The sequence below is a fragment of the Rugamonas brunnea genome (assembly GCF_014042345.1).
Lineage (GTDB): Bacteria > Pseudomonadota > Gammaproteobacteria > Burkholderiales > Burkholderiaceae_D > Rugamonas > Rugamonas brunnea.
In genome coordinates this window covers 114,303-137,943 of record NZ_JACEZT010000016.1, presented here as the reverse complement: position 1 = coordinate 137,943, position 23,641 = coordinate 114,303, and the positions used below count along the sequence as shown (strand labels likewise).

General features: G+C 64.3%; 20 protein-coding genes and 2 tRNA genes. 18 read left to right on the top strand and 4 right to left on the bottom strand.

Annotation, left to right across the window (positions count from 1 at the left end; genetic code table 11):
* The 15 genes from H3H37_RS20945 to H3H37_RS20875 form a co-directional block, all read left to right on the top strand.
* The coding region (locus H3H37_RS20945) for a DUF4115 domain-containing protein (protein ID WP_182166125.1) at positions 1-317 on the top strand (317 nt) is incomplete at its 5' end.
* Positions 318-348: 31 nt separating this feature from the next.
* Positions 349-1,623, top strand: coding sequence for a flavodoxin-dependent (E)-4-hydroxy-3-methylbut-2-enyl-diphosphate synthase (gene ispG / locus H3H37_RS20940; RefSeq protein ID WP_182166124.1), 1,275 nt, complete (start codon positions 349-351; stop codon positions 1,621-1,623).
* 17 nt (positions 1,624-1,640) lie between these two features.
* Positions 1,641-2,990, top strand: coding sequence for a histidine--tRNA ligase (gene hisS / locus H3H37_RS20935; RefSeq protein ID WP_182166122.1), 1,350 nt, complete (start codon positions 1,641-1,643; stop codon positions 2,988-2,990).
* A gap of 52 nt (positions 2,991-3,042) precedes the next feature.
* Positions 3,043-3,696 (top strand): YfgM family protein, encoded by a 654-nt coding sequence (locus tag H3H37_RS20930; protein ID WP_182166120.1) that lies wholly within the window; start codon positions 3,043-3,045, stop codon positions 3,694-3,696.
* A 93-nt stretch (positions 3,697-3,789) separates the two neighbouring features.
* Entirely contained in the window at positions 3,790-4,926 is a 1,137-nt protein-coding gene (bamB, locus tag H3H37_RS20925; protein ID WP_182166118.1) for an outer membrane protein assembly factor BamB, read from the top strand.
* A 4-nt stretch (positions 4,927-4,930) separates the two neighbouring features.
* The gene (der, locus tag H3H37_RS20920; RefSeq protein ID WP_182166116.1) at positions 4,931-6,274 is read left to right on the top strand and encodes a ribosome biogenesis GTPase Der; all 1,344 of its coding nucleotides are present in this window, start codon (positions 4,931-4,933) and stop codon (positions 6,272-6,274) included.
* A gap of 185 nt (positions 6,275-6,459) precedes the next feature.
* Positions 6,460-6,696: an RNA chaperone Hfq gene (gene hfq / locus H3H37_RS20915; protein ID WP_182155148.1), complete on the top strand. Its 237-nt coding sequence runs from the start codon at positions 6,460-6,462 to the stop codon at positions 6,694-6,696.
* Between the two features lie 42 nt (positions 6,697-6,738).
* Positions 6,739-7,965 carry a GTPase HflX gene (gene hflX, locus H3H37_RS20910; RefSeq protein ID WP_229218943.1) on the top strand — a complete coding sequence of 409 codons (1,227 nt, stop codon included), beginning with the start codon at positions 6,739-6,741 and terminating at the stop codon, positions 7,963-7,965.
* Positions 7,966-7,967: 2 nt separating this feature from the next.
* Positions 7,968-9,275, top strand: a complete 1,308-nt coding sequence (gene hflK, locus H3H37_RS20905; protein WP_182166114.1) for an FtsH protease activity modulator HflK — start codon at positions 7,968-7,970, stop codon at positions 9,273-9,275.
* Positions 9,275-10,180: a protease modulator HflC gene (gene hflC, locus H3H37_RS20900; protein ID WP_182166112.1), complete on the top strand. Its 906-nt coding sequence runs from the start codon at positions 9,275-9,277 to the stop codon at positions 10,178-10,180. The genes hflK and hflC overlap by 1 nt, the downstream gene beginning before the upstream one ends.
* Positions 10,181-10,369: 189 nt before the next feature.
* Positions 10,370-11,530, top strand: coding sequence for an ATP phosphoribosyltransferase regulatory subunit (locus tag H3H37_RS20895; RefSeq protein ID WP_182166110.1), 1,161 nt, complete (start codon positions 10,370-10,372; stop codon positions 11,528-11,530).
* 5 nt (positions 11,531-11,535) lie between these two features.
* Positions 11,536-12,849 carry an adenylosuccinate synthase gene (locus H3H37_RS20890; RefSeq protein WP_182166108.1) on the top strand — a complete coding sequence of 438 codons (1,314 nt, stop codon included), beginning with the start codon at positions 11,536-11,538 and terminating at the stop codon, positions 12,847-12,849.
* Between the two features lie 29 nt (positions 12,850-12,878).
* On the top strand, positions 12,879-13,424 hold the full coding sequence (locus H3H37_RS20885; protein ID WP_182166106.1) for a phosphoribosyltransferase: 546 nt from the start codon (positions 12,879-12,881) through the stop codon (positions 13,422-13,424).
* Positions 13,425-13,605: 181 nt separating this feature from the next.
* Entirely contained in the window at positions 13,606-15,669 is a 2,064-nt protein-coding gene (locus H3H37_RS20880) for a TonB-dependent receptor plug domain-containing protein (protein ID WP_182166104.1), read from the top strand.
* Between the two features lie 77 nt (positions 15,670-15,746).
* Positions 15,747-16,343 carry a MarC family protein gene (locus H3H37_RS20875; RefSeq protein WP_182166102.1) on the top strand — a complete coding sequence of 199 codons (597 nt, stop codon included), beginning with the start codon at positions 15,747-15,749 and terminating at the stop codon, positions 16,341-16,343.
* Positions 16,344-16,413: 70 nt separating this feature from the next.
* Here the strand turns inward: H3H37_RS20875 and uvrB are convergent, their stop codons facing one another.
* Positions 16,414-18,501, bottom strand: coding sequence for an excinuclease ABC subunit UvrB (gene uvrB, locus H3H37_RS20870; RefSeq protein ID WP_229218942.1), 2,088 nt, complete (start codon positions 18,499-18,501; stop codon positions 16,414-16,416).
* A 114-nt stretch (positions 18,502-18,615) separates the two neighbouring features.
* On the opposite strand from uvrB, the gene H3H37_RS20865 reads away from it, so the two are divergent.
* The 3 genes from H3H37_RS20865 to H3H37_RS20855 all read left to right on the top strand — a co-directional run bounded on the left by H3H37_RS20865 (position 18,616) and on the right by H3H37_RS20855 (position 20,308).
* A complete protein-coding gene (locus H3H37_RS20865) occupies positions 18,616-19,824 on the top strand; it encodes an amino acid aminotransferase (protein WP_182166100.1) in 1,209 nt (402 codons plus the stop codon).
* Positions 19,825-19,945: 121 nt separating this feature from the next.
* Positions 19,946-20,021, top strand: a tRNA-Asn gene (locus H3H37_RS20860).
* Positions 20,022-20,232: 211 nt separating this feature from the next.
* A tRNA-Asn gene (locus H3H37_RS20855) sits at positions 20,233-20,308 on the top strand.
* Between the two features lie 44 nt (positions 20,309-20,352).
* Here H3H37_RS20855 and H3H37_RS20850 read toward each other — a convergent pair.
* From H3H37_RS20850 to H3H37_RS20840, 3 genes are all read right to left on the bottom strand, one after another.
* Positions 20,353-20,805, bottom strand: a complete 453-nt coding sequence (locus H3H37_RS20850) for a hypothetical protein (protein ID WP_182166098.1) — start codon at positions 20,803-20,805, stop codon at positions 20,353-20,355.
* 130 nt (positions 20,806-20,935) lie between these two features.
* Complete coding sequence (locus H3H37_RS20845) at positions 20,936-21,670, bottom strand: hypothetical protein (protein WP_229218941.1); 735 nt, start codon at positions 21,668-21,670, stop codon at positions 20,936-20,938.
* 187 nt (positions 21,671-21,857) lie between these two features.
* A complete protein-coding gene (locus tag H3H37_RS20840; RefSeq protein ID WP_182166094.1) occupies positions 21,858-23,513 on the bottom strand; it encodes a tetratricopeptide repeat-containing serine protease family protein in 1,656 nt (551 codons plus the stop codon).
* Between the last annotated feature and the right edge of the window lie 128 nt (positions 23,514-23,641).

Sequence of the window (23,641 nt, the reverse complement as noted above, 5' to 3'; positions counted from 1 at the left end):
CGACGGCGCCCGTCGCCACCGCGGCGCCGGCGGCGCCGGCGCCTGCACCCGCAGCCACGCCAGCGCCGGCTGCCGCCAGCGGCAACGCGCTGGTGCTGAAAGTGACCCAGGATTCGTGGATCGAAATCCGCCGTCCCGGGAAGTCGCCGCTCATTTCGCGCCTGGTCAAGGCCGGCGCGACGGAGACCTTCGACATCGCCGATCCGGCCCTGCTCATCGTCGGCAAACCGGCCGGTGTGGAAGCGACGCTGGGCGGCACGCCGCTGGCGCTGCCGGCCGTGCCGGGCGGTACGATCTCGCGCGTGAACATCAAGTAATCCCGTTTTACCGAACACAATCAGAACACCCATGTCTACTACGACTACGCAAACAGCCATTCCTTCCGGTCCGTGCGCGCGCCGCGCCAGCCGCCGCGTGCTGGTGGCCAACGGCGCCCGCCAGGTGTGGGTCGGCGGCGACGCGCCCGTGGTGGTGCAGTCGATGACCAACACCGACACGGCCGACGTGATCGCCACGGCGATCCAGATCAAGGAGCTGGCCCGCGCCGGTTCCGAACTGGTGCGCCTGACCGTGGACAAGCCGGAGGCCGCCGCCGCCGTGCCCTACATCCGCGAGCAACTCGACAAGATGGACATCGACGTGCCGCTGGTGGGCGACTTCCACTACAACGGCCACACGCTGCTGAACGAATATCCCGACTGCGCCCAGGCGCTGGCCAAGTACCGCATCAATCCCGGCAACGTGGGCAAGGGCGCCAAGCGCGACAGCCAGTTCGCCCAGATGATCGAAGTAGCGGCCCGCTACGACAAGCCGGTGCGCATCGGCGTCAACTGGGGCAGCCTGGACCAGGCGCTGCTGGCGCGCATCATGGACGAGAACGCGGGCCGCGCCGAGCCGTGGAGCGCGCAGGCCGTGATGTACGAAGCCTTGATCACGTCGGCCATCGAGAACGCCGTGCGCGCCGAGGAACTGGGCCTGGGCCGCGACAAGATCATCCTGTCGTGCAAAGTCTCGGGCGTGCAGGACCTGATCGCCGTGTACCGCGAACTGGCGCGCCGCTGCGACTACCCGCTGCACCTGGGCCTGACGGAAGCGGGCATGGGCAGCAAGGGCATCGTCGCGTCGACGGCCGCGCTGTCGGTGCTGCTGCAGGAGGGCATCGGCGACACCATTCGCATCTCGCTCACCCCGGAACCGGGCGGCGACCGCACCAAGGAAGTGGTGGTGGGCCAGGAGATTTTGCAGACCATGGGCCTGCGCAAGTTCACGCCGATGGTGATCGCTTGCCCCGGCTGCGGCCGCACCACCTCGACCACTTTCCAGGAACTGGCCGACAGCATCCAGACCTATCTGCGCGAGCAGATGCCGGAGTGGAAAAAGATCTATCCGGGCGTGGAGGCGATGAACGTGGCCGTGATGGGCTGCATCGTCAACGGCCCCGGCGAATCCAAGCACGCCAACATCGGCATCAGCCTGCCCGGCACCGGCGAATCGCCGGCCGCGCCGGTGTTCGTCGACGGCCAGAAGGTGGCCACGCTGCGCGGCGAGCGCATCGTCGAGGAATTCCAGACCATCGTATTGAATTACGTGCAGACCAATTACGGCAAGACCGTGGCTGCCTAAGCTAGAAGAAGATCGCAATGTCCGAAAACAAAAAAGCTGAAAAAATCGTCGCAGTAAAAGGCATGAACGACATCCTGCCGGCCGACGCGCACCTGTGGGAGCTGTTCCAGAACACCGCGCAATCGGTGGTGCAGAGCTATGGCTTCCAGCAGATCCGCACCCCCATCCTCGAAAACACGGGCCTGTTCGCGCGCGCCATTGGCGCCGTGACCGACATCGTGGAAAAGGAGATGTACTCGTTCACCGACTCCATGAACGGCGACTTGCTTACGCTGCGTCCGGAAGGCACGGCCGGCGTGGTGCGCGCTGTGATCGAGCATAACCTCGTGTACGAAGGTCCGAAGCGCCTGTGGTACACGGGCCCCATGTTCCGCCATGAGCGTCCGCAGCGCGGCCGCTACCGCCAGTTCTACCAGTTCGGTTGCGAGGCCGTGGGCTTCAACGGCCCGGACATCGACGCGGAACTGATCATGCTGTGCCGCCGCCTGTGGGATGACCTGGGCCTGCAGAACATCCGCCTGGAACTGAACTCGATCGGTGACGCCGAGGAGCGCGCGCGCCACCGCGTGGACCTGATCGCCTACCTGGAATCGCACGAAGCCCTGCTGGACGCGGAAGCCAAGCGCCGCCTGCACAGCAACCCGCTGCGCATCCTGGACACCAAGAATCCCGCCATGCAGGAGATGGTCAACAACGCGCCCAAGCTGCTCGACTACCTGGGCGAGGAATCGCTGGCCCACTTCAACGGCGTGCGCAAGATCCTCGACCACAACAACATCCCGTACACCATCAACACCCGCCTGGTGCGCGGCCTCGATTACTACAACCGCACCGTGTTCGAGTGGGTGACGGACCAACTGGGCTCGCAGGGCACCGTGTGCGCGGGCGGCCGCTACGATCCGCTGATCGCCAGCTTCGGCGGCAAGCCGACGCCGGCCGTCGGTTTCGCCATGGGCATCGAACGCCTGCTGGAACTGATGAAGGAAGAGGGCGAGCCGGAGCAACCCAACCAGTGCGACGTGTACCTGGTGCACCAGGGTGAAGCGGCCCAGTTGCAGGCATTCGTGCTGGGCGAGCGTATCCGCGACGCCGGCCTGGACGTGATCATGCACGCCTCCACGGCCGCCAGCGCCGGTAGTTTCAAGTCGCAGATGAAGAAGGCCGACGGCAGCGGCGCCGCCTTCGCCGTCATCATCGGCGAGGACGAAGTGGCCAACCACACGGCCAGCGTCAAGGCCATGCGCGCGGCCGAAGGCGAGCAGCAGCAATCGAACGTGCCGTTCGATGAGGTAGTGGACTTCCTGGTCGACCAGATCACCAGCGACGGCGGCCACTATCACGTGCACGACGAGAACTGCAACCACTGAGCTGTATTGAACCGTACCGATTAACCTTTACAACCCCAACTGACCTGAACTCATGGCATACGATCTCGAAGAACAAGAACAACTTGCTTCCCTCAAAGCGTGGTGGAATCAGTATGGCAACCTGACCTCGTGGGTGCTGATCGCAGGCCTGGCCGCCTACTCGGGCTGGACCGGCTGGAACTACTACCAGCGCAGCCAGGCGGCCCAGGCGTCGGCCCTGTACGACGAACTGCAGCACGCCGTCGAGACCAAGGACGCGGCCAAGGTGCTGCGCGCGGCCGGCGACATGGAAAGCCGTTTCGGTAGCACCACCTACGCGCCCATGGGCGCGCTGCTGGCGGCCAAGAGCGCGTTCGACGCCAATGACCTGAAGTCGGCCAAGGCCCAGCTGCAATGGGCGTCCGAGCACGGCGACGAGGAATACAAGTCGGTGGCCAAGCTGCGCCTGGCCGGCGTGCTGCTGGACGAGAAAGCCTATGACGAAGCGCTCAAGGTCCTGGCCAGCGGCATCGCGCCGCAGTTCGCCGGCGCCGTGGCCGACCGCAAGGGCGACGTGCTGGCAGCGCAGAACAAGCTGGCCGAGGCCCGCGCCGCCTACCAGGCCGCGCTGGACGCGACCGACAAGAAGAACCCGGGCCGCCAGCTGATCGAACTGAAGTTCGAAGCCATCGGCGGCGCCGTGCCCGCGGCCAACGACGCGGCGTAAGCATCTTCGCGGGGACGCGCGCGACAGGCGCGCCGTCCCTCATGCCTTGCCTGTACCAACAAGGGCCTTACCTGTACCAACAAGGTTAAATTTATGCGCACCACCCAAAAAGTAATCGCAGTGAGCCTGCTGGCGCTGATGTCCGGCTGCTCGCTGTTCTCGTCGAAGGAAACCAAGAACCAGCCCGCGCCGCTGGTCGAGTTCAAGTCCACGCTGGCCGCGCACGCGGCCTGGAAGTATGCGCTCGGCTCGTCCGGCCAGGCCGTGTTCACGCCCGCCCTGGTGGGCAACAACCTGTACGCGGCCGACGCCGGCGGCACCCTGGTGAAGCTCGACGCGACCAGCGGCAAGGAGCTGTGGCGCGTCAAGACCGGCTCGGACCTGACCGCAGGCGTGGGCAGCAACGGCGACGTGACCGTGGTGGGCGGCGCCAAGGGTGCTATCCTTGCGTTCGACGCCAACGGCAAGCCGTTGTGGAAGGCGCAGGCGTCGAGCGAAGTGCTGTCCTCGCCCGTGGTGGGCACGGACGTGGTGGTGGTGCGCAGCGTCGATAACCAGATCACGGCCTACGAGGCAGCCACCGGCGCCAAGCGCTGGTCGGTGGCCCGCACCACGCCCGCGCTCACGCTGCGCAACGCGCCCGGCATGACCATCGCTGGTCCGAACGTGTACGTGGCCCAGCCGGGCGGCAAGCTGCTGGCGCTGGCGCTGGCGGGCGGCCTGCCACGCTTCGAAGTGGTGGTGGGCGAGCCGCGCGGCGCGACGGAACTGGAACGCGTGACCGACATCGCCGGCGCGCCCGTGGTGTACGACAAGGACGTGTGCGCCGTGTCCTACCAGGGCCGCGTGGCCTGCTTCGACCTGGCCACCGGCGTGCCGCGCTGGAACAAGCCGGCGTCGTCCGACGTGGGCGTGGCCGTGGACCAGCGCTTCGTGTTCGTCGCCGACGACCAGGGCGGGCTGGCCGCGTACAGCCGCGAAACGGGCACCAACGCCTGGAAAACGGACAAGCTGGCCTTCCGCCGCCTGTCCACGCCTGTATCGTACGGCCGCGCTGTCGCGGTCGGCGACTTGCAGGGTTACATCCACTTCCTGTCGCGGGAAGATGGCGCTTTAATAGGTCGCGTCGCCACCGACGGCAGCCCGATACAATCGGTGCCGGTGGTAGCGGGCGCGAATTTGATTTTTCAAACCCAATCAGGGACAGTGACCGCCATCGCGGTCGAGTAATACAATGAAGCCGGTAATCGCACTAGTGGGTCGACCCAATGTTGGGAAATCGACCTTATTCAATCGTCTGACCCGCTCGCGCGACGCGCTGGTGGCGGACTTGCCTGGGTTGACGCGCGATCGTCACTATGGCGAGGGCCGTGTCGGCGAACGTCCCTTCCTCGTGATCGACACGGGCGGTTTCGAACCCGTCGCCAAGGAAGGCATCATGCACCAGATGGCACTGCAGACCAAGCAGGCCGTGGCCGAGGCCGACGTGGTCGTGTTCCTGGTCGACGGCCGCCAGGGCCTGACGCCGCACGACAAGACCATCACCGACTTCCTGCGCAAGAGCGGCCGTCCCGTGCTGCTGGTGGTGAACAAGTCCGAAGGCATGCGCTACACGGCCGTGGTGTCGGACTTCTACGAGCTGGGCCTGGGCGATCCCTATGCCATCTCGTCGGCCCACGGCGACGGCGTGGCCGATCTGGTGGAGGAGGCGCTGAACCTGGCGTTCTCCCAGCGTCCGGAAGAACCGGAAGAACTGGAGCCGTCCGAGCACGGCATCAAGATCGCCATCGTGGGCCGCCCCAACGTGGGCAAGTCCACCCTGATCAACACCCTGGTGGGAGAACAGCGCGTGATCGCGTTCGACATGCCGGGCACCACCCGCGATTCGATCGAGATCCCGTTCGAGCGCGATGGCAAGCAGTACACGCTGATCGACACGGCCGGTATCCGCCGCCGCGGCAAGGTGTTCGAAGCGATCGAGAAATTCTCGGTCGTCAAGACGCTGCAGTCGATCTCGGAAGCGAACGTGGTGCTGCTGCTGCTGGACGCCCAGCAGGACATCTCCGAGCAGGACGCCCACATCGCCGGCTTCGTGCTGGAATCGGGCCGCGCGCTGGTGGTGGCCGTCAACAAGTGGGACGGCCTGCAGTCGGACCGCCGCGACGAGATCAAGATCGACCTAGACCGCAAGCTGGACTTCCTGTCGTTCGCCAAGACCCATTTCATCTCGGCCCTGAAGGCGACCGGCATCGGCCCGCTGATGAAGTCGATCGATTCGGCCTATGCGGCCGCCATGTGCGACCTGTCGACGCCGAAGCTGACGCGCGCCCTGATCGAGGCCGTGGAGAAGCAGGAACCACGCCGCAAGGGTTCGATCCGCCCCAAGCTGCGCTATGCGCACCAAGGCGGCATGAACCCGCCTGTGATCGTGATTCACGGCAATGCGCTGGACGCGGTGGGCGAGCCCTACAAGCGTTACCTGGAAAAGCATTTCCGCGACACGTTCTCGCTGGTGGGTACGCCGCTGCGCATTGAATTGCGCACCGGCAAGAATCCATTTGCCAAAACGCAGAAATAAGCACGGAGAGAGCGGAAAACGCGCTGGCGCAGCCTGCAGAAAGTACGAAAACAGGTTACAGTAGCTTCATGGCATGATTCCCCTGTGGGAGAATGAAGCTTGCACCTGTTTTTTTGCATTGCGCCGCACTTGAAAACCAGCGTGCCGCCTCCAATTCACACACAACAACATAAAACGGAGCTGTTATGAGCAACAAAGGGCAACTGTTACAAGACCCATTCCTCAACGCCTTGCGCAAAGAGCACGTGCCCGTGTCGATCTATCTGGTCAACGGCATCAAGCTGCAAGGTCATATCGAGTCGTTCGACCAATACGTGGTCCTGCTGCGCAACACCGTCACCCAGATGGTGTACAAGCACGCCATTTCGACCGTGGTGCCGGCCCGCGCCGTCAATCTGAACATTGAAGCCGACGCGGAATAAACGCTTGCCACATCGTTATCCGCTCACCTGCCTGACCGCCGTATGCGCGCCGCTTTAGTCGGTATCGACTTCGGTCAGGGCGACTTTGCCGCCAGCGTCGAGGAACTGCAACTGCTGGCGCGGTCGGCGGGGGCGGAGCCTGTCACGACCATCACGGCCAAGCGTTCCAGTCCGGACGCGGCCTATTTCGTCGGCAGCGGCAAGGCCGACGAGATCGGCCAGGCCGTGCTCGATCACCAGATCGAGATCGTCATCTTCAATCACGCCCTGTCACCGGCCCAGCAACGTAACCTGGAAAAGCGCCTCAACGTCCGGGTGCTGGACCGCACCAGCCTGATCCTCGACATCTTCGCCCAGCGCGCCAAGAGCCACGAGGGCAAGCTTCAGGTGGAGCTGGCCCAGTTGCAGCACCTGGCCACGCGCCTGATCCGCGGCTGGACCCACCTGGAACGGCAAAAGGGTGGTATCGGCCTGCGCGGCCCTGGTGAAACCCAGCTCGAAACGGACCGCCGCCTGATCGGCGAACGCGTGAAGGCGCTGCGGGCCCGGCTCGACAAGCTGCGCAAGCAGCACGATACCCAGCGCCGCGCGCGCGGGCGCACCCAGACTTTCTCCGTCTCGCTGGTCGGCTACACCAACGCCGGCAAGTCGACCCTGTTCAACGCCGTCACCAAGGCCGGCGTGTACGTGGCCGACCAGTTGTTCGCCACGCTCGACACCACCTCGCGCCGCGTCTACCTGGGCGAGGAGGTGGGGCAGGTCGTCGTCTCCGACACGGTCGGTTTCGTGCGCGAGCTGCCGCACCAGCTGGTGGCCGCGTTCCGCGCCACGCTGGAGGAAACCATCCACGCCGATCTGCTGCTGCACGTGGTCGACGCCTCGTCGCCCGTGCGCATGGAGCAGATCGAGCAGGTCAACATGGTGCTCAAGGAAATCGGCGCCGATCATATTCCGCAAATTCTTGTCTGGAACAAGATTGACGCGGCGGGGCTGGAGCCGTCCGTCGAGCGTGATGAATATGATAAAATTTCCCGCGTTTTCATCAGCGCCCGCACCGGCGCCGGCCTCGATCTGCTGCGCGCGGCGATCGTCGAATGGGCCAAGGCCGCACCGGGTGCGCGCCCGCCGCGTCCCCGTTATGAAGGCGAACCGGGTGAAGACGACGCCGGTGAAACCCACGATCAGGATCTGCAGGACGACGACACCCTGGCCCCCGACGACGGCGCGCCAGGCACAACACCAACCATCACTCATGTCGGATCACATTAAGTATGCGTGTCTCCACTCTCATGCAACGACTGGGCCTGAAGCTCTCGCTCAACGATCCCCGCTGGGGCGCTGACAAGAAGGACGGCAACCGCCACGCCCAGGAGGGCAACAAGCCCGGCGACGGTCCGCCCGACCTGGATCAGTTGTGGCGCGATTTCAACCAGCGCCTGAACGCCTTCTTCGGCCAGAAGAAGGGTTCCGACAACGGCCCCACGCCGTCCGGCCCCCGTCCCGACATGAAGGGCGCCGGCATCACCGCCGGCGCCGTGGGCGTCGTGGTGGCGCTGATCTGGCTGGCCTCCGGCTCGTTCATCGTGCAGGAAGGCCAGACCGGCGTCGTGCTCACCTTCGGTAAATTCAGCCACACCACGCCGGCCGGTTTCAACTGGCGCTGGCCTTACCCGTTCCAGAGCGACGAGACGGTCAAGGTGTCGCAGGTGCGCACGGTGGAAGTGGGCTACCGTGGCAACGTCAAGAACAAGCAGACGCGCGAATCGCTGATGCTGACCGACGACGAGAACATCATCGACATCCAGTTCGCCGTGCAGTACACGCTGAAAGATCCGGTGGCCTGGCAGTTCAACAATGCCGACCCCGAGGACGCCGTGCGCCAGGTGGCCGAGACGGCCATCCGCGAAGTGGTCGGCAAGAGCAAGATGGACTTCGTGCTGTATGAAGGCCGCGAGAAGGTCGCGTTCGAGACCCAGCAGCTGATGCAGCACATCCTGGACCGCTACGCCACCGGCGCCCAGATCACCAACGTCACCATGCAGGGCGTGCAGCCGCCGGAGCAGGTGCAGAGCGCGTTCGACGACGCCGTCAAGGCCGGCCAGGACCGCGAGCGCCAGAAGAACGAAGGCCAGGCGTATGCCAACGACGTGATTCCGAAGGCGCGCGGCGCCGCGTTCCGCCTGGTGCAGGAAGCGGAAGCCTACCGCGCCACCGTCAGCGAGAACGCGGCCGGTAACGCGGCCCGCTTCAAGCAGGTGCTGGCCGAGTACCAGAAGGCGCCGGCCGTCACGCGCGACCGCATGTACCTGGAAACCATGCAGCAGATCTTCTCCAGCGCCAGCAAGGTGATGGTGGATGCCAAGTCCGGCAGCAACCTGCTGTACCTGCCGCTCGACAAGCTGATCGCCCAGGCGGCGGCCAGCGACGCCGCCGCTGCGGCGGCCAAGGCGGCCGCCGCGCCAGCGCCGGCGCCCGCACCGGCCGCCTCGACGCCCTCCGATATGATGCCGACGGTGGAAATGAGCCGTCAGCGCGACAGCCGTTCGCGCGATTCGTCACGTGAACGGGAGAGCCGCTAATGAACCGTATTGTTACCACCGTTGTGGGCGGTTTTATCGCCCTGATGCTGCTGTCGTCCACCATGTTCGTGGTTGACCAGCGCCGTTACGCCATCGTATTCGCGCTCGGCGAAGTGAAGGAAGTGATCCGCACGCCGGGCTTGCACTTCAAGCTGCCGCCGCCGTTCCAGAATGTGCTGTACCTCGATAACCGCATCATGACCATCGAGTCGCCCGACGCCGAGCGCTTCATCACGGCCGAGAAGATGAACATCCTGGTCGACACCTTCGTCAAATGGCGCATCGGCCGCGGCGAAGACCAGCCGAAGAAATACTTCGTCAGCTTCGGCGGCGACGAGGGCCGCGCGCGCGACCGCATGTCGCAGATCGTCAAGGCGGCGCTGAACGACGAGATCACCAAGCACACCGTGCGTGAAGTGATCTCCGGCCAGCGCGGCCAGGTGATGGAAGCGATCCGCAGCAAGGTGGTCACGGAAGCGTCCCAGATCGGCGTCGAGATCATCGACGTGCGCCTCAAGCGCGTGGACTACGTGGAGCAGATCAACAACTCCGTGTATGACCGCATGAAGGCCGAGCGCGTGCGCGTGGCCAACGAGCTGCGTTCCACCGGTTCGGCCGACTCGGAGAAGATCCGCGCCGACGCCGACAAGCAGCGCACCGTGATCCTGGCCGAAGCCTACCGCCAGGCCGAGAGCATCCGCGGCGAGGGCGATGCCAAGGCTTCGCAGATCTACGCCGAGGCGTTCGGCAAGAATCCCGAGTTCTACAAGTTCTACCGCAGCCTGGAAGCGTATCGCGCTACCTTCAAGAATCACGGCGACGTGATGGTGATCGATTCCAATTCCGACTTCTTCAAGTATTTCAAGGGCGCGGGCGCTTCGGCTGCCCCGGCCGGCAAGAAGTAAGACTGGCGGCGAGGCCGGCCGGCGCGGTGTGCAACCGCCCGGCCGGCTTCGTTTTTGCCCGTCCGTGGCACGATTTTCTACCTTTCAAGGCATATTTTCGCGTAAAATATCAGGTTCGGCCCTGCGCCTGATAGCTGCGCGATGGCGCCACGTTGTTCAAATTTCACTAACTTCCGACTCCAGTTTCCCATGCCGAATTGGCTTTTGCCCGAGAATATCGCCGACGTCCTGCCGTCGGAAGCACGCAAGATCGAAGAACTGCGTCGCCTGATGCTGGATAATTTCCGCCTGTACGGCTATGAACTGGTGATGCCGCCGCTGCTCGAATATGTCGAGTCGCTGCTCACCGGCGCCGGCCAGGACACCGATCAGCGCACCTTCAAGCTGGTGGACCCGGCCTCGGGCCGCATGCTGGGCCTGCGCGCCGACATGACGACCCAGGTGGCCCGCATCGATGCCCACCTGCTGAACCGCGCCTCCGTCACCCGTTTGTGCTACGCCGGCAGCGTGCTGCACACCCGTCCCTCGGGCCTGCACGCCACCCGCGAACCGCTGCAGATCGGCGCCGAAATCTACGGCCACGCCGGCCTGGAAGCCGACGCCGAGATCCAGGAACTGGCGCTGGCCTCGCTGGCCCTGGCTGGCTTCACCGACGTGCGCCTGGACCTGTCCCACGTGGGCGTGCTGCGCGCGCTGATCGCCGGCGACCCGGCCGCCGTGCGCGACGAGGCGGCGCTGTACCTGCTGCTGCGCGCCAAGGACATGCCTGGCCTGCGCGAACTGACGGTTGATTATTCGCCCATGGTGCGCGACGCGCTGCTGGCGCTGCCCAACCTGTACGGCGACGTGGAAGTGCTCAAGAAGGCGCGCGATGTGCTGCCCGACCTGCCCGGCATCGCCAAGGCGCTGGCGGAACTGGCCGCGCTGGCCGGTTCGGCCCTCGGCCGCGCCGAAGTGGCGATCGACCTGGCCGACCTGCGCGGCTACCAGTACGAGAGCGGCGCCATGTTCGCGCTGTACGTGCCGGGCCTGCCCAACGCCGTGGCCCGTGGCGGCCGTTACGACCACGTGGGCGAGGCCTTCGGCCGCGCCCGTCCCGCCACCGGCTTCTCGCTCGACCTGCGCGAGCTGGCGCGGTTGCTGCCGACGGCTGAACGCAAACATTCGATCCGCGCGCCGTGGGGTAATGCGCCGGAGCTGAAAGAGAAAATCGCCGCGCTGCGCAAGGCCGGCGAAGTCGTGATCCAGTCCATGCCGGGTCACAGCAATGAACAGGACGAGTTCGAGTGCGACCGTGCGCTGGTGCTCGACGATGATGGTAGTAACTGGATTCTTAAAAACTTAGGTTAAGTGTGATGTCAAAGAAAAATATGGCAAAGAACGTCGTTGTCATCGGCACCCAGTGGGGCGATGAAGGTAAGGGCAAGATCGTTGACTGGTTGACCGATCATGCACAAGGTGTGGTGCGCTTCCAGGGCGGCCACAACGCCGGCCATACGCTGGTCATCGGCGGCGTGAAGACGGCGCTGCAGCTGATCCCATCGGGCATCATGCGCCCAGGCGTGGCCTGCTACATCGGCAACGGTGTGGTGGTGTCGGTGCCGGACGTGCTGCGCGAGATCGACAAGCTGGAAGCGGTCGGCGTGGAAGTGGCGTCGCGCCTGAAGGTGTCGGACGCCGCGCCCGTGATCCTGCCTTACCACGCAGCGTTGGACGCGGCCCGTGAAGCGGCCCGCGGCGCCGCCAAGATCGGCACCACCGGCAAGGGCATCGGCCCGGCCTACGAAGACAAGGTGGCGCGCCGCGCCATCCGCATCGCCGACCTGCTGAGCGAAAAGCGCCTGTCCGAAAAGCTGGCCGAGAACCTGGACTACCACAACTTCGTGCTGGAAAACTATCTGAAGGCACCGAAGATCGACTACCAGAAGACCCTGGACGACGCGCTGGCCTACGTGCCGCGCCTGCGCCCGATGGTGACCGACGTGTCGAGCGCCCTGTACAAGGCGCACAAGGCCGGCGCCAACCTGCTGTTCGAAGGCGCGCAAGGCTCGCTGCTGGACGTGGACCACGGCACCTATCCGTTCGTCACCTCGTCCAACTGCGTGGCTGGTAACGCCGCCGCCGGTTCGGGCGTGGGTCCGGGCATGCTGCACTACATCATGGGCATCACCAAGGCCTACACCACCCGTGTCGGCTCCGGCCCGTTCCCTTCGGAACTGCCGACCGACGCCGGCGTGGGCCACCACCTGGCGCAAGTGGGCCACGAGTTCGGCACCGTGACGGGCCGTGCCCGTCGCTGCGGCTGGTTCGACGCGGCCCTGCTGCGCCGCTCGGTGCAGATCAACGGCGTGACGGGCATGTGCCTGACCAAGCTGGACGTGCTGGACGGCCTGGAATCGCTGAAGCTGTGCACCGGCTACACGGTCGATGGCCAGCCGGTCGACATCTTCCCGTCCGGCGCGGAAGAAGCGGCGCGCTGCGTGCCCGTCTACGAAGAAATGCCGGGCTGGAAGGAAAGCACGGTGGGCGCCAAGTCGCTGGCCGCGCTGCCGGCCGCCGCCCGCAACTACATCAAACGTATCGAAGAGTTGGTCGGCGTGCCGGTTGACATGGTGTCGACCGGCCCCGATCGCGAAGAAACGATCGTGCTGCGTCACCCGTTCGAGTAATGCAAGTAATACACTGAGGAGTTATCATCTTGACCACCCCACAATCGAACGACAAGCATCTCTGGGTGTCCTGGGATGAGTACCATCGCCTGATCGAGCGCCTGGCGCTCAAGGTGCATGAATCTGGCTGGAAATTCGACCAGGTGCTGTGCCTGGCGCGCGGCGGCGTGCGCCCCGGCGACATGTTCTCGCGTATCTTCGACGTGCCGCTGGCGATCCTGTCGACCAGCTCCTACCGCGCCGAGAAGGGCACCGTGCAGGGCGACCTGGACATCGCCAAGTACATGACGATGACCAAGGGCCCGCTGTCGGGCAAGATCCTGCTGATCGACGACCTGGCCGATTCGGGCGTGACGTTGATGAAGGTGATCGAGCACCTGAAGAACAACTTCGAAGGGGTGACCGAAGTGCGTACGGCCGTGATCTGGACCAAGGGCAGCTCGGCCTTCAAGCCCGATTACCAGATGCAGGAACTGCCGCATAACCCATGGATCCACCAGCCGTTCGAGGATTACGACGGCCTGCGTCCGCACCAGCTGGCGGCGTGGATCAAGAAGGGCGAAGTGTCCGCGTAAGGCGGCCACGGTTACTCTGAAGAGCGGCCTGCGGGCCGCTTTTTTTATGTCCGCGATTATCCCGGCATGCAACAGTTGCAAGTTAATAGCGTCAAAATATTGCCATAATGGTTACTTGTGGGCATACAATGATCCCGGCAACTGTTGGGTTGTCCGTGCCACCCGATGTACTGGAACCCCCATGCGCAAGCCTCGTCCGATTGCCGTCCCTCCCGTCCGCCAGGCGACTGCCGTCGTGCTGGCCGCCGCGCTGGGGCTGCACGCGGCCTGCGTGAGTGCGGCCCAGATGCCCGGCGAGCTGGGTGATCTGGGGGAGCTGTCGCTGGAGGAACTGGGCAATGTGGATGTGAGCGCCGCCTCCTTGCTGTCGGCCGGCTTGCTCGACACGGCCGCCTCGGTGAGCGCCATCACGCCCCGGCAATGGCAGCGCAATGGCGCGCGCCGGATGCTCGACGCGCTGGAGACGCAACCGGGCGTGCTGGTGCTGCCCCACACCAGCGGCAACCAGGTGCTGGCCATCCGTGGCTATGCGCGCAGCACCTCCTACACGGGCGTGGCCACCAGCTGGGATGGCGTGCCGCTCAACGACTTGTTCCGCTCCGGTCCCCAGTTCAACCTGCCTTCGATTAACCTCGGCGCATTGAGCCAGATGCAGCTGATCGAAGGCCCGGGCTCGGCCCTGTACGGCAGCGATGCCTTCCACGGCCTGCTGGCGTTGCGCGGCTACGAGTCCGACCATAACCAGCGCGAACTGAGCGCGGCCGGCGCCAGCAATGGCTATTACGAAGCGGCGCTGCGTCAGAGCGCCGCCATCGGCCCGGACGCGCGGCTGAATGTGGCGCTGGCCGCCAACGGCCAGCCGGACCAGGACCGCGTCGCCTACGCCATCCACCCGGTCACGGGCCGGCCCCTGCAAAGCGAGCGCGAAAACAATTTCCAGGCCCAGACGGCATCGTTCAAACTGGCCGGCGAAGGGCAGGGCGGCCTGTCCTGGTTCGGCGGCCTGTACCTGCACCATTACGACGCCGACGCGTTCCAGGGCTCGGGCACGCGCCTGACCGGCGGCAACGACCTGGGCTGGCTGGCGACCCGCTTCGCGATGACGCAGGCCGGCGTGCGGCGCGAACTGGAACGCGGCGGCTCCGTCGAACTGAAGGGCTACTACTGGTGGGTGGACAACGACCTGGCCAGCAATCTCGGCACCGGCGCCACGCCGATCCACCGCGACTTGTGGACGCGCCAGTACCGCACCAGCCTGCAGGCCACGTGGCGCGACAGCATGCCAGCTTGGCACACGGCGTGGGCCTTGTCGGCCGGCCAGGAGCGGCTGGGCGTGCACAGCGCACGGGCCGAGGCCGTGACGTTGACCGGACAGACCTTGCCCACCACCGTCAACCCGGCCGAAGGGGCAGGGCGTGGCGTGCGCAACCTGACGCTGGAATTGAACAGCAACTGGGGCCAGCGCTGGACGGCCGTGTATGGCGGACGGTATGACGACTACTCCGATTTTGGCCGCCACGCGTCGCCGCGCCTGGGGCTGGTCTACCATCCGCGGCCCGATGCCGCGCTCAAGTTCCTGTACGGGCAGGCGTTCCGCGCGCCCTCGGCGGTGGAGATGGGCGGCGCGGCCGGCAGTGTGCTGGGCAATCCCGGCCTCAAGCCGGAAGTGATCGACAGCTACGAACTGGTGGCCCAGCGCCAGACGGCGCGCTACCTGGCCCAGGTCACCCTGTTCCGCACGCTGTGGCATGACGGCATCTCCGCCGTGCTGGTGCCGCCAGCCACGCTGACCCAATACCGCAACGTGGGCCAGAACGACGCCTACGGCGCCAGCGGCAGCCTGCAGGCCCAGTGGCAGGGCTGGGGACTGGACGCGAGCGCTTCCTACGTGCGCAGCCGCAATGCCGTGACGGGCATGGACTACAACATCTTCCCGGCGACCATGGTCAACATCGGCATCAGCCATGCGCTGTCCGACCCCGCCTGTCTGCTGACGCTGAACCAGCGCTGGCAATCGCGCACCGACGACATTCCCGCCGGCGACGGCTTGCCGCCACATCCACTGCCGCGCTACCTGCGCACCGATGTCGGCGTGGAGCGCCACTACTCGCCGCGCCTGACGGCCTACCTCCAGCTGCGCAACCTGTTCAACCGCGACAACCGCCTGCCGTCCCCGCCGTCCTCCGTGGGCGGCATTCCGGACGAGCATTTCAGCCTGAACCTGCGCCTCGATTACCGCTATTGAGCGGCCGCCGCGATTGCGCGTAAAGTTGTCTCGTGGCAGCATAGAGCCGCCAACCGGCGACTGTATGAAAGCAATCGATGACCCAGAATTTTTTCCAGACCTTTATCCTGCTGTTGCTCGTGACCGACCCGTTCGGCAACGTGCCCCTGTTCGCCGCCGCGCTCAACCCGGTGACGCCGGCGCGCCGGCCCCGCATCGTGGTGCGCGAATGCGCGATCGCCTTCGCCGTGCTGCTGATCTTCATGTTCTTCGGCCGCCACTTCCTGTCGGCCTTGCAATTGTCGGAAGTGTCGCTGCGGATCGGCGGCAGCGTGATCCTGTTGTTGATCGCAATACGCATGATCTTCCCCCATCCCGACGGCGTGATGGGCCGCACCGAAGGCGGCGAACCGTTCATCGTGCCGCTGGCCATCCCAGCGCTGGCCGGCCCGTCGGCGCTGGCCACGGTGCTGCTGTTCTCGCGCGAGAGCACGGGTGAAGTGCTGGTGCACGTGGCCGCGCTGGGCGCCGTGGGCGTGGTGTGGCTGTCCGTGTTCCTGAGCGCGGAAAAATTACAGAAGGCGCTAGGTTCGCAAGTGATGACGGCCTTCGAACGGTTGATGGGCCTGATCCTGACGGCCATGTCGATTGAAATGCTGCTCGGCGGCGTGCGCGAATTCGTCAAGACCCTGTAAAAAAGGAACCGGGGTCAGGTCATGAAGTTAAGCAAGTTGCGCAACTTCATGACCTGACCCCGGTTTTGCTTTAGCCGTTCGACGCGTCCACGTGATCCTCGCCCGGCGCGCCGAACAGCTGCTGCTTGAGCACATGCAGCTGGTCGCGCACCTGGGCCGCCTTTTCGAACTCCAGGTTCTTGGCGTGGTCGAGCATCTGCTTTTCCAGCTTCTTGATTTCCTTGCTGATCTGCTTCTCGCTCATGGCCTCGTACTTGGCCGTTTCCTGCGCCACCTGCATTTCCTCGCGCGCCGCGTCCGGGCTGTAGACGCCGTCGATCATGTCGCGGATCGATTTGCTCACGCCGCGTGGCACGATGCCGTGCTCCTCGTTGAAGGCGATCTGCTTGGCGCGGCGGCGCTCGGTCTCGCCGATGGCGCGGCTCATGGAGTCGGTGATGCGGTCAGCGTACAGGATGGCCACGCCGTTGAGGTTACGTGCGGCCCGGCCGATGGTCTGGATCAGTGAGCGTTCCGAACGCAGGAAACCTTCCTTGTCGGCGTCCAGGATGGCCACCAGCGACACCTCCGGCAAGTCCAGGCCTTCGCGCAGCAGGTTGATGCCGACCAGCACGTCGAAGGTGCCGATGCGCAGGTCGCGCAGCAGTTCCACCCGTTCCACCGTCTCGATATCGCTGTGCAGGTAGCGCACCTTGACGCCGTGGTCGCCCAGGTATTCCGTCAGTTGCTCGGACATGCGCTTGGTCAGCGTGGTCACCAGCACCCGCTCGTTGCGCGCCACGCGCAGCGTGATTTCCGACATCAGGTCGTCCACCTGGCTCAGCGCCGGGCGCACGATCACCTGCGGGTCGACCAAGCCGGTGGGGCGCACCACCTGTTCCACCACCTGGTCCGCGTGGCTGTTCTCGAACTCGGCCGGGGTGGCGGAGACGAACACGGTCTGCCGCATCTTCTGCTGGAATTCCTCGAACTTGAGCGGGCGGTTGTCGAGCGCGGACGGCAGCCGGAAACCGTAATCGACCAGGTTGGTCTTGCGCGAACGGTCGCCGTTGTACATGGCGCTCAACTGGCCCACCAGCACGTGCGACTCGTCGAGGAACATCAGTGCGTCCTGCGGCAGGTAGTCGACCAGCGTGGGCGGCGGTTCGCCGGGCAGGGCGCCGCTCAGGTGGCGCGAATAGTTTTCGATGCCCTTGGTGAAGCCGATCTCGGTCATCATTTCCAGGTCGAAGCGGGTGCGCTGCTCCAGCCGCTGTTCCTCGACCAGCTTGCCTTCCTTGCGGAAGAATTCCAGCCGCTCGCGCAGCTCGTCCTTGATGGTTTCGATGGCGCGCAGCACGGTGGCGCGCGGGGTCACGTAGTGCGAGCCGGGGTAGACCGTGAAGCGCGGGATCTTCTGCTTGACGCGGCCGGTGAGCGGATCGAACAACTGGATCGATTCCAGTTCGTCGTCGAACAGTTCCAGCCGCACGGCCAGTTCGGCGTGCTCGGCCGGGAAGATGTCGATGGTGTCGCCGCGCACGCGGAAGGTGCCGCGGCCGAAATCGACCTCGTTGCGCGTGTACTGCATCTGGATCAGGCGGGCGATGATGTCGCGCTGGGCCACGCGGTCGCGCGCGCGCAGCGTGAGGATCATCTGGTGGTATTCGTTGGGGTTACCGATACCGTAGATGGCCGACACGGTGGCCACGATCACCACGTCGCGCCGTTCCATCAACGACTTGGTGCACGACAGCCGCATCTGTTCGATGTGCTCGTTGATCGACGAGTCCTTTTCGATGAACAGGTCGCGCTGCGGCACGTAGGCTTCCGGCTGGTAGTAATCGTAGTAGCTGACGAAGTACTCGACCGCGTTCTCGGGGAAGAATTCGCGGAACTCGGAATACAGCTGGGCCGCCAGGGTCTTGTTGGGCGCGAACACGATGGCGGGCCGGCCCAGGCGGGCGATCACGTTGGCCATGGTGTAGGTCTTGCCCGAGCCCGTCACGCCGAGCAGGGTCTGGAAGAACAGGCCGTCGTTGATGCCCTCGCACAGTTCGTTGATGGCCGTGGGCTGGTCGCCGGCGGGCGGGAAGGGCTGGTGCAGCCGGAACGGCGAGTCGGGAAAAGTGACGATTGTTGCTGCGGAAGGGGTTTTTACGTCTGCTGTTTCTGCCATCTTTTCAGACCTTTGATAGAATAATGGCCTGCCAGCGGCCTGAAGCACTTTATTAAATTCGGAGCCGCCGGCTGACACTGCCGTGAACCGCTTCCAAACGACACCAATCTTATCATGACGACTCCTTCTGCCAGCCTCTTCAGCGCCATCGACATGGCCCCTCGCGACCCTATCCTGGGCATCACCGAAGCGTTCAACGCGGACCAAAATCCCGCGAAAATCAACCTCGGTGTCGGCGTCTATTATGACGACAACGGCAAAGTGCCGCTGCTGTCGTGCGTGCAGAAGGCGGAAGCCATGCTGATCGAACAGCCTGCACCGCGCACCTACCTGCCGATCGAAGGTCTGGCCACCTACGACCAGGCCGTGCAGCAACTGGTATTTGGCGCCGACAGCGCCGTGATTCAAGAGAAGCGTGCCGTTACCGTGCAAGCCATCGGCGGCACGGGCGCGCTGAAAATCGGCGCCGACTTCCTGCAGCGCTTCGCGCCGGGCGCCCAGGTCTACATCAGCGACCCAAGCTGGGAAAACCACCGCGCCCTGTTCGAGAGCGCCGGTTTCGTCGTCAACAACTACAGCTACTACGATGCCGCCACCCACGGCGTGAACTTCGCCGGCATGCTGGCCGACCTCAAGGCCATGCCACGCGGCTCGATCGTGCTGCTGCACGCCTGCTGCCACAACCCGACCGGCGCCGACCTGTCGTCGGCCCAGTGGGATGAAGTGATCGCGGCCGTGACGGCCGGCGGCCTGGTGCCGTTCCTGGACATGGCTTACCAGGGCTTCGGCTCCGGTATCGCCGAAGACGGCGCCGTGGTGCGCCGCTTCGCAGCCGCCGGCGGCCCGCTGCTGATCTCGAACTCGTTCTCGAAGTCGTTCTCGCTGTACGGCGAGCGCGTGGGCGCCCTGAGTGTGGTGGCTGCCAGCGCCGAAGAAGCGGCCCGTCTGCTGTCGCAACTGAAGCGCGTGGTGCGTACCAACTACTCCAACCCGCCTGTGCACGGCGGCAAGGTGGTGGCCACCGTGCTGACCACGCCGGCCCTGCGCCAGCTGTGGGAAGAGGAACTGGCCGGCATGCGCGTGCGCATCAAGGAAATGCGCGAAGCCTTCGTCACCAAGCTGAAAGAGAAGGCTCCAGGCCACGACTTCGGCTTCGTGCGCGACCAGGTGGGCATGTTCTCGTACTCGGGCCTGACCAAGGAGCAAGTGGCCAAGCTGCGCGAGCAGTCGATCTACGCCGTGGACACGGGCCGCATCTGCGTGGCAGCCCTCAATTCGCGCAATATCGACACCGTCATTGACGCGATCGCCAAAGTGCTTTAATATTTTGTTTCTCCGGGCCGGTCGAAAGATGGGTCCGGAAGGCAGCATGAAGTACGGTAAGAGGTTGCACTATCATTAAGCTTGATGGCGTGAACGAAACAGTATAAAATGTTGCCTCTATTCCCTGATAGCTCAGTCGGTAGAGCGACGGACTGTTAATCCGCAGGTCCCTGGTTCGAGTCCAGGTCGGGGAGCCAGAATTCAGCAAACGAAAAACCCAGCCTTCACAGGTTGGGCTTTTTGCTTTGTGTCGGCGTAATTTCCCTTCCAGCGTGACGTCGGTGAATTTTGGCGCCGCACGGGACAACAGGTAATCCGGCGCCCGGCCCGCGCTGATGGCTGCCTGAGGAAAAAATCACGCTGCCACTAGTCAATTCGGACTGGCCCAGATATAATCCGGGCCTCAATTCCCTGATAGCTCAGTCGGTAGAGCGACGGACTGTTAATCCGCAGGTCCCTGGTTCGAGTCCAGGTCGGGGAGCCAGAATACTAAAAAGCCCAGCCTCCACCGGTTGGGCTTTTTGCTTTTCAGCGCATGAATAGTTGGATGGCGATTCCTACGATGAGCGCTATCGTGGTCAGTTGCGTCGCGATCATCCATTTGGCAAGTTGATCAATTTTGGCATCCAGTTTGTCCAGTCTGGCATCTTGTCGATCCAGCCTTGCGTCCTGACGATCCATCCTTGCGATCAACGTCTGCACTTCGCTGCTGATCCGGCTTTCCAGGCGCTTGGCTTCCTCTTCGATCTTAGTGCTCAGGACCTGTTCCAAATCGTGCAGGCCATCGTGGAACTCGCGACGTAGTCTTTCTTCCGTCAGCGCAAGCTGCGCTTGCGCTGTTTCAAAGCCGCTATCCACTCTTTGCCTTAGTAAGGCATTGTCACATTGCAAAGCCGCCACGGCTTCCTCCAACTTCGTCAGACGGGGCTCGGGATCATCATACGCTGGTTTGGGCTGTGATTCGTTTGCCATCGGTTCCATGCTTTGGCTCCTTGCTATGAGCCATTGATTGTTCCGTGGTTGACGCGTGTCGCTTTGGGCTAGCGCAAAGTACATGCCCGCCCGGCGCCGAGCCCGCCGGCGGAGGGGCGGGTTCGGATGGCGCGCCTGCTTACTTGGCGTCCAGGGTGACGGTAACGCCGCTTTCAGTCTGGGTGGCTTGGACGCGGATCAGTTTGGGCACGCCTGCCGTCGACACGGCGTAGGTGATGGTGACGCTGCTTTGCGGCGTGCTGGTCAAGCCGAAGTCCGTCGTGACCATTTGGAAATTGAGGGTGTTGGCATCGCTGCCAGCCGCTGCCACGTAGGACAATTTTTCGGTGTTGACCAGGGTGCGCTTGGTGCTGTCGGTGTAGCAATTCATCGTGACGATATCGCCGCTCTGGCCAACCGTGGCCGTGGCCGGATAGGAGGGCGTGCCGCTGGCGACGCAGTAGCTGTCCGACGTGCGGTCGCCGATGGGGGCGTATTGTGCGTTGACGATCAACGTGCTGCTGGTGGAGATCGGCTGCGATACGCCGTTGACCACGACGCTGGCGTTGAGGTTTTCCGTGGCTTGCTGGGCGGCGGCGCCTTCGAAGGTGGTATTGCTCGCCATGCCCAGCGCATAGCTCAGCGTGCCCGTCACGGGATAGCTGAGCGCGCCGCTGGTAGCGGTGCCCGTGATGGCGAGGTTGGCTTGCATGCCATGTGTGAACGCATAGGCCAGCGCCTGCTGGACGGGGAAACTGGTGGTGACCGGCGTGGTGCTGGCCGACGAACCGGACGAACCGCCGCCGCATGCGGACAAGGTTGCGGCCAGCATGGCGGCCATGGCGACAGGCGAGAGTTTTTTCGCAAATTTCATGTTGAGTGCTTTCCTTGGAATGTGAGGCCCAGTCATGGCGGCTGAGTATTGCTGCCGCGCAAAAATAGGCCACGCAAGGTTATCAGCTTCTCAATGCATGAAATCTATTCAATTGTTGCCATAATGAACAATATAGTGCCGACAGGAGAGGGGCGCGGCAGGCCGCTCGCCCGTCGGCCCCTTGGCTTCAATTCATGGCGCATTCGACCTTGACGGTCGAGCGGCGAGCCATGCTGCCGATATCCGCGGCATTCAAGTGTTTGGCCTTGGGGTCCTGTTGCAGCTGCGAGGTGCCGTAGTCGACATTCGATGCATCCAGAAAGCTCGACAGCGTGGCCGTATTGATCGCGAAATTGATGTTTTGCGGTATGTTCCCGGTCGCCTGGCCCACGCGTATTGCATTGATCTGGGCCACCACGACGCCAACCAGCTGCCCGTGCGAATCGAGCACCGGGCCGCCACTGTTGCCCGGCTGGGTGGGGACGGACATCTGGAATTGCGAGGTGTCGTTGTTCAACCCGCCCAGCGCGGTGAGGGTGCCCGTACTGACGCTGGCGCCGGCCGCCAGCAGTCCCGCCAGCGGATAGCCGAGGGTCACCAGCTCGTCACCAGGGCGGACGCCGCGTCCGGCGCGCAGTTTCAACGAGGGCGCGCGCAGGTTGGCCACGCTGAGCAGCGCCAGATCGTTGCGCTCGTCCTTCTCCCGCAGCACGGCAGGCAAATCGAACGGCATGATCTTGATGCTCTTGCAGTCTTTGACCACATGGTGGTTGCTCACGACGTAGCTGGTGCCCATGCCCACGACGAAGCCGCTGCCGCTCTTGCCGCCCGTGGTCGGATTCTTGGCCGCGTTCGCCGCCGTGGCATTTGCCTCGGCGAGTGCCTTGGCGGCATCGGTTGCGGCGATCGCCTTGGTGAGTTCGGCAACCGTGGGCCATTGCTTGGCCTTGGTTTGCGATTCGGTCAACTGGGCCGGACTCAGTTTCGGCGTGACGCGCTCGATATTCGTTTTGGCCGAGTTGTTCTGCGGATCACGGGCGCGGGCCAGGGTGTACCACATGTGGGCCGCAACCAGGTCCGGCACGAGGCCGGCCCGGCCACTCTCATAAAAATAGCCGACCCAGTCCTGCGCAACGGAGTCGCGGAAATAGGCGGCGCTCAGCAGCCATTTGAGCGCCTCGCCATCGTCGCGCGCGACGCCGCTGCCGCGCGCATAGGCCAAGCCCACGTTGCGCTGGGCAACCGGTTGCATTTGCAGGGCGGCCTTGCGATACCAGCTGAGCGATTGATAGGGATCTTTTTCGACCAGTCCGCCGTCCTTATAGAAATCGCCCATCCAGTTCTGCGCGGCCGCATCGCCTTGTTCGGCCGCGCGGCGCAGCCAAGGCAGCGCGCCGGCCTTGTCCGGTGGCATGCCGCCCAGGCCGCGATACAGGCTGATCCCGTACCACAACTGCGCCTCCGCATTGCCCAGATCGCCGGCTTTCTTGTACAGCGCGATGGCTCGCGTCTCATCCTGGGGCAGGCCATTGCCCAGATGCAGCTGACGCGCGTACAGGAAGATTGCTTCCGGGTCGCCGGCGTCGGCGCCCTTCTTGAACAGGCCGACCGCGATGCCCTCGTCCTTGATCACGCCCTGTCCGGCCAGGCGCAATTGGCCCATCATGACCATCGCCTTGGGATCATCCTTGTCGACCAAGGGCTGCAACAGCTTCGCGGCGCCAGCAAAATCACGTTTTTTGATCGCCTCCTTGGCGGCCACCAGGTCAGCGTCCTGCGCATGGGCGGGGAGGGCGGCGGAAAGCAGGGCACTCAGGACCAGGCCACATGAAATTCGTTTCATAAATTGAGGCGGAAAAAGTTGAATGATGACAAGTATGGCGAGGCTACATCATGCGGCAAGCCTTGCCGGGCTGTCAAATAGGCAACCTGGCTGCTGTGGTCGTTGTTGTTGCGGAACACTGACTGCCA